The sequence below is a fragment of the Streptomyces sp. NPDC087906 genome, from assembly GCF_055584925.1.
This window is the reverse complement of record NZ_JBVJLC010000031.1, coordinates 267-813: the sequence shown is the minus strand read 5'-3', so window position 1 is coordinate 813 and position 547 is coordinate 267. Positions and strand designations below refer to the sequence as shown.

1 protein-coding gene is annotated in these 547 nt (G+C 73.5%); it reads left to right on the top strand.

Annotated features, from left to right (window positions below; translation table 11 throughout):
- A partial coding sequence (locus tag ACZ63I_RS35030; RefSeq protein ID WP_469343581.1) for a RapZ C-terminal domain-containing protein occupies positions 1-453 on the top strand: 453 nt, incomplete at its 5' end.
- Positions 454-547: the final 94 nt, after the last annotated feature.

Genomic DNA, 547 nt, shown 5'->3' with positions numbered 1-547 from the left:
CCCACGCCGCTGGACCAGCGGCTCTCCACCATCGGTGCCCAGCTCACCGAGCTGTGGGAGAGCCGGACGCAGGTCCACCTGACCTCGTTCGGCTTCCTGCACGCCGAGCCGCCCGCCGGTCAGCACCTGGTCGTGGACCTGCGCGACCACTTCCGCGACCCGCACGTCCGCCCCGAGCTGCGGGAGATGACCGGCCGCGACGGCATGGTGGTCAGCACCGTGCTCGGCACCCCCGGCATCCAGGAGACGCTGCGCGGCATCGAGCGCTGCGTGCTCGGCTTCCTGGCCGGCCCCGGCCACCCGGGAGCCCCGGTCCGCGTCGCCTTCGGGTGCGCCGGAGGCCGGCACCGCTCGGTCGTCGCCGCCGACATGACCGCCCGGTACCTCGAACTGCGCGGCGTCATCAGCGAGGTCAACCACCTGGACATCGAGCGTCCGGTGGTGACCCGATGAACCCGAACATCCGCAAGCGCACCGCCCGGGCCTGGCTGGCCGCTCCCGCGCTGGCCTCCACCCTGTTCAGCGCCGTGCTCACCGTGGCCGTGGT